General features: G+C 60.8%; 3 protein-coding genes. All 3 read left to right on the top strand.

Translation table 11 applies throughout. The annotated features are described in order from the left end of the window. On the top strand, positions 1-3,002 hold a 3,002-nt coding region (locus VN887_08185; protein HXT39986.1), incomplete at its 5' end, for a DUF1549 and DUF1553 domain-containing protein. Positions 3,003-3,032: 30 nt separating this feature from the next. Next, positions 3,033-4,490, top strand: coding sequence for a DUF1501 domain-containing protein (locus VN887_08190; protein ID HXT39987.1), 1,458 nt, complete (start codon positions 3,033-3,035; stop codon positions 4,488-4,490). A gap of 83 nt (positions 4,491-4,573) precedes the next feature. Continuing rightward, positions 4,574-6,588 (top strand): spermidine synthase (locus tag VN887_08195; protein ID HXT39988.1); only part of this gene is annotated, 2,015 nt, incomplete at its 3' end.

Genomic DNA, 6,588 nt, shown 5'->3' on the forward strand with positions numbered 1-6,588 from the left:
TGACCGGCCTGCCGCCGACGCCGCAGGAAGTGGACGCGTTCCTTGCGGACAAAAGTCCGGACGCCTACGACCGGCTTGTCAACCGGTTGCTCGACTCACCGCGCTACGGCGAACACGAGGCGCGTTACTGGCTCGACGCGGCGCGCTACGCGGACTCGCACGGCTACCACATCGATTCCGAGCGAAGCATGTGGAAATATCGCGACTGGGTCATTGATGCCTTCAACGAGAACATGCCGTTCGACGAGTTCACAATCGAGCAACTCGCCGGCGACCTGTTGCCGTCTCCGACGACCAGTCAAAAGATTGCTTCGGGTTATGTCCGTTGCAACATGAGCACCGGCGAGGGCGGCGCCATCGAAGACGAGTACCGGGCCAAATACACTTTTGATCGCGTGGAAACGACCAGCACCATCTGGCTGGGACTCACCATGACCTGCGCCCGGTGCCACACCCACAAATACGACCCAATCCTGCATCGGGAATATTACGGGCTTTACGCGTTGTTCAATAATCTGGACGAACCGGTGCTTGACGGAAACAAGCCCAATCACGACCCGTTCATCCGGTTGCCCACGAAAGAACAGACGGAGCGCCAGGAATGGTTGAAGAAGCACATTGAGGAAGGACAGGCAAAAATTGATTCGCCCGTGCCGGAACTGGACGAAGCGCAGGCAAAGTGGGCCGCTCATTGGCATGAAAAGTTGAGCGCGGGTTGGGCTCTGCTCGCGCCGGCGGGCGTGCAATCCACGAACGGCACCGAATTCAAAACGTTGGACGACCAGTCGGTGCTCGTCGAGGGACCGAATCCCGATCAGGACATTCATGAGGTGAGACTCAAGCCGGCCGAAGGGAACATCGCCGCAATCCGGCTCGAAGTCCTGCCACACGAGTCTCTACCGGAACAGGGCAGTGCACGCGCCGCCGACGGGCGGTTTGAACTGTCGGAGTTCGAGGCGGAAATGATCAACCCCGACGCGGAAGGCAAAGCGGGTGAGCCGAAGAAGCTCAAATTCTCACGGGCTGCTGCCGATTCATGGGATGGAGACAAGGACATCGGCAGGGCGATTGACGGCAATGCCGAATCGGCCTGGACGATTCCGACCAACTCAATCACCCGGAAACACACCGCCTTGTTCGTTCTCGGCGAACCGGCAAAGGTGAAAACCAACTCTGAATTGCGCGTTCGTTTGAAGTATGAAGCCTCAAAGTCAAAGCGCGCCATCGGACATTTCCGTCTGGCGGTGGCGCAAAATGAGGAACTGGCGCGGTTTCTCATTCCGCCGAAGCAGGCACCCTGGCACGTGATCGGCCCGTTCAAATCCGAAAACCCCCGGACGGGCCTCGCCGCCGAGTACGAACCGGAGAAGGAGATTGACCTGAACAGGTCTTATCCGGGCGTTCGCGAGGACATCCGATGGAGCGAGAAGTCCGAGTTTGAAGACGGCAAATCGCACGTGCTGGTGGATGAACTACACGGCGTGCATGGCGTTTATTATCTCTATCGCGAGCTGAAGATTCCGAACGACCGCAAAGTGGACATGACGCTGGCGGCGGACGACCTTTTCAAAGTGTGGGTCAACGGTTCGCTCGCGCTCGAGCAGGCCGTCAAACGAAACCCGGAGGAAGGTCCGGCCAGGTTTTCCGTTGACTTGAAGTGGGGCGAAAACAGGATCCTCGTCAAGGTGGCAAATGATCAGGGCGCGTGCCGCTTCCGGTTCAAGGCAGACCTTGACGACGTTGACAACCCGCCTGCGGGCCTTGCCGCGATTCTGACCGCGACAGCGGAGCCCACTGGCAAGGACAAAAAAGAGGTGCAAAACTTTTATCGCCGCGTGGCGTCGCCGGAATTCAAGGCGCGATTCGACCAGGTCGCGCAATGGAGGGAGGAAAACGACGTCATCGAGAAGGAGATTCCTACGACGATGGTCGCGAAGGAAGCGGACAAGCCGCGCGACACGTTTGTGCTTTTGCGCGGTGAATACGACAAGAAGGGCGAAAAGGTCGAACCGGGTGTTCCCGCCGTGCTCCCTCCGTGGCCGAAGGACGCGCCGAAGAACCGTCTCGGGCTGGCGAAGTGGCTGGTGGATCCATCACACCCGCTCACCGCGCGAGTGGTTGCGAATCGTTTCTGGCAGCAATACTTCGGCGTCGGCATCGTGAAGACGGTCGAGGACTTCGGCGTGCAGGGCGAACGTCCGTCCCACCCCGAACTGCTCGACTGGCTGGCGACCGAATTCACCGGCTCCGGATGGGACGTGAAACATTTGCAGAGGCTTATCGTCACTTCGGCCACCTACCGGCAATCGTCCCGTGCGACTCCCGAACTGCTTGCGAAAGACCCTGAGAACCGACTGCTGGCGCGGGGTCCGCGTTTCCGCCTGGACGCCGAGGAACTGCGCGACACGGCCCTGTTCGTCAGTGGTTTGTTGGTGGAAAGGGAAGGCGGGCACAGCGTGAAGCCGTGGCAGCCGGGCGGGCTTTGGGAAGCCGTCTCCTATAACAACGCCCAGAAATATGTTCCCGACACCGGCGAGGGGCAGTACCGGCGAAGTCTTTATATTTACTGGAAACGTCAAAGCCCGCCGCCCAATATGCTGATCTTTGACGCTCCCACGCGCGAGTACTGTGTGGTCCGGCGGCCACGCACCAACACGCCGCTTCAGGCGCTGACGCTGCTGAACGACCCCCAGATCGTCGAGGCTTCCCGTGCCTTCGCGCAGCGTATCATGACCGAGGCGGCGAACGATCCGAAAAAGCGCATCATCTACGCGTTCCGCCTGGCGACAGCCCGCCCGCCGGATCCCGGCGAAATCAAGGTGCTGCTCGAAGTTTACAACCAGCAGCTCGACGAGTATCGCAAAGACAGGGGCGCGGCGGAAAAACTGCTCGGCGTCGGTGAATTCAAAGCGAAGGCTGACCTCGACAAGAGCGAATTGGCGGCCTGGGCGACGATCGCCAGCCTGATTTTGAACCTGGATGAAACCGTGACGAAAGGGTGAGGCCGCCCGCAACAGACTGAGAGGACATGCATGGACCCAATACGTGAAAATCAACTGTTACTGACCCGGAGGCACTTCTTCGGCCGCATGGCCACAGGCATCGGCGTGGCCGCGCTCGGTTCACTGCTGAACCCCGGCCTTTTCGGGGCGCTCGCCGGGGAATCCGAGAAATCGAAAATGCTGGCCGGCGCGATGCGGTTCGCACCCCGGGCCAAGCGGGTCATTTACCTGTTCATGGCGGGAGGCCCTTCGCAGATGGAATTGCTCGATTACAAGCCCGCCCTGGAAAAGCTTAACGAGACCGAGCTGCCCGACTCTGTACGCATGGGCCAGCGCATCACCACCATGACTTCCGGACAAAAGTCACTGCCGGTGGTGAAGTCCATTTACAAGTTCAAGCAATGCGGCAAGGCCGGGGCCTGGGTGAGTGAATTGTTACCCCACACCAGCGGAATCGTGGACGACATCTGCATCATCAAAACCGTAAACACCGAGGCCATCAATCATGACCCGGCGATCACGTTCATTCAAACGGGCTTCCAGCAGCCCGGCCGACCCTGCATGGGCGCATGGCTCAGTTACGGCCTTGGCAGCGCGAATCATAACCTGCCGACGTTCATCGTGATGATCTCGAACGGGAAAGAGAGCGACCAGCCGCTTTACACACGCCTGTGGAGCGCCGGCTTTTTGCCTTCCGAATATCAGGGCGTCCAGTTTCGCGGCAAAGGCGATCCGGTGCTCTACCTGTCGAACCCACCGGGCGTCAGCGCCGCGGCGCGGCGCCGCATGCTGGATGGTCTGGCAAAGCTGAACGCAAAGCGTTTCCAGGCCTTTGCCGACCCGGAAATCAACACACGCATCGCCCAATACGAAATGTCCTACCGGATGCAAACGTCCGTCCCCGAACTGACGGACATTTCCGGCGAGTCGGAATCCGTGCTCGACATGTACGGTCCGGACGTCAAGAGACCCGGCTCGTTCGCTTACAATTGTCTGCTGGCCCGCCGCATGGCGGAACGCGGGGCGCGATTTGTTCAACTTTACCACCGTGGCTGGGACCAGCACAACGATCTGCCCAAACGCATCAAGGAACAGTGCGCCGACACCGACCAGCCCAGTGCGGCCCTGGTCAGGGACCTCAAGCAACGCGGCCTGCTTGATGATACACTGGTCATCTGGGGCGGTGAGTTCGGTCGTACGGTTTATTGCCAGGGGAAGATTGAAAAGGAAAACTATGGTCGAGACCACCACGGCCGTTGCTTTTCCGTCTGGATGGCTGGCGGCGGAGTGAAACCGGGCATCACCTACGGCGTTACGGACGACTTTTGCTACAACGTGGCGGAGAGTCCCGTGCATGTTCACAATCTGAACGCGACCGTCCTGCGCTGCCTCGGGATCGATCACGAAAAGCTGACCTACCGTTTTCAAGGCCGTGATTTTCGCCTCACGGACGTCCACGGCGAAGTCGTGAAGGGAATCCTCGCTTAATCCAACACGACTTTTGTGACGCGGTTTCGCGGCCCCTTTCGCCGCAGGCTTGATCCTCGACCCGGGATGTTGCTAACTGGCGCATGATCCGACCCCGGCTTTCGGTCTGCCTGTGTCATGCGCTGTTCTTCTTCTCCGGCGGCGCAAGCCTGGGCTGTCAAATGGTCTGGTCGAAGATGCTCGCGACCGGTTTGGGCCATGAAATGCCTGCCGTGCTCGCGGTCGTCTGCGCGGTGATGGGAGGAATGGCGGTCGGCGCGTGGACATTGGATGGCCGGATCAGTCGCAGCCCGTCGCCTTGGCGGTGGTACGGCGCGCTGGAAATTGTCATCGGAGCGTGGGGTCTGGTTTCAACCGGTCTGATGCCCGTTACGAACCAGGCGGCCTTGAGTCTGGTCGGTCTTGTGACCTCGCCGCTGCGTCACTGGAGCGTCGCGTTCGGTTTGCCGTTTATTGCGCTGTTGCCCGCGACAGCGGCAATGGGCGCAACACTCCCGGCGGTGGAGCGGATTGTCGCGCCGCTCACAGCGAGCGGCCGATGTGTTGGCGGGCTGTACGCGGCCAACACGATCGGCGCTGTTGCCGGGATTCTGGGAAGCGCGTTTGTCATCGAACCGGCGCTTGGCTTGTCGCATGGCGTTTGGCTTTTGGCCGGCGTCAACTGCCTTTGCGGAGCCGTCGCTTTGCGAATTGGAATGCGGACGACCTCGTTCCCGAGGAACGCCGACCGGGGCGCCGTTCGTCGCGGACAACTTGAGCCGGCTCGTTTGGATCCCGCATCCCGCGCTCCATTCACGGCGGTGCGGTTGGGATTCACTCTTTTTTTCACCGGTTTGTTCGGCATTGGTTTCGAAACTGTCGGAGTGCGCGTCCTGTCGCGGGTGCTCGAGAACACAGTTTACAGTTTCGCCGCCGTCCTGGCGGTTTTTTTGCTAGGCGCGGCGATTGGCGCGGCGCTCTTTCAACGGTTGGGTTCGTTGCGGGTTCGATGCGGTGGGCCGCCCCGCGTAGCGCGCGGATCTGCGGCGTCTCAACGAAACTCGTCCGGACTCCTGCTCACCGAACTGCTCGGCGGTGTTTCAGTGGCGTGTCTCCTGGGGGTGTTAACACTTTCGAAGGCGCAGCCCATGTACGACGCCTGCCGCGCGGCAATGGGCGACGGTGAGTCCGGCGTGCTTGCCGCGGAAATGGTGGTGGCGGCCGCGGTCTTTCTATTGCCCGCAGTTTTCATGGGTGCAACGTTCAGCCACCTGGTGCAATCCGCGCGCTGCGAGGAGGGCGGCGTTGGTCGCGCGGCGGCGTTGAACACCATGGGCGGCGCGCTGGCATCCGCGACGTTTGGCGTCATTCTGCTGCCGCTTGTCGGCTCCAAATGGACGCTGGTTCTGATTTCGCTCGGCTATTTGTCACTCGCGCCTGAAATTGCGGGCTGGCGCTGGGGACTTTTGGGCGTGCCTCTTGTTCTGGTTTTCGCGCTGCCTGCAAATCTTCAAATCACCCAGGTTCCGCCGGGCGGACGATTGATCGAATACCGCGAAGGCGTGATGGCCTCGGTCGCTGTGGTGGAAGACGCCAATCGCCAGCGCGTGTTGCGGGTGGATAACCGCTTTCAGATGGGCGGCACAGCGGCGTCCGCTGTGGAGTACCGGCAGGCGCACATCCCGATGTTGCTGCATCCGGCGCCGAAACGCGCCCTGTTCCTGGGAGTGGGCACCGGCATCAGCTTCGGGGCGGCATCGTTGTATCCCGGACTTCAAAGCGATGGCGTGGAACTCGTGCCCGAAGTCCTCGAGGTCATGCCCCGGTTCGAGCCTTACAATTTCGCGCCCGGCCGGCGACCGCAATTGAAAGTTTTCACTGCCGATGCACGGCGCTTCGTCCGCGCCGCCGATGCGACCTATGATGTGATCGTCGCGGATCTGTTTCATCCCGCGCGTGACGGCGCGGGCTCCCTTTACACGGTCGAACATTTCCGTGCCGTTCGTGAACGGCTTGCGCCCGGAGGCTTGTTCTGCCAATGGCTGCCTCTGCACCAATTGGACAACGACATGCTGCGCGTGATTGTCCGCACCTTTCTCGAAGTGTTCCCGGGCGCGCA

It is taken from the genome of Candidatus Angelobacter sp. (assembly GCA_035607015.1).
GTDB lineage: Bacteria > Verrucomicrobiota > Verrucomicrobiia > Limisphaerales > AV2 > AV2.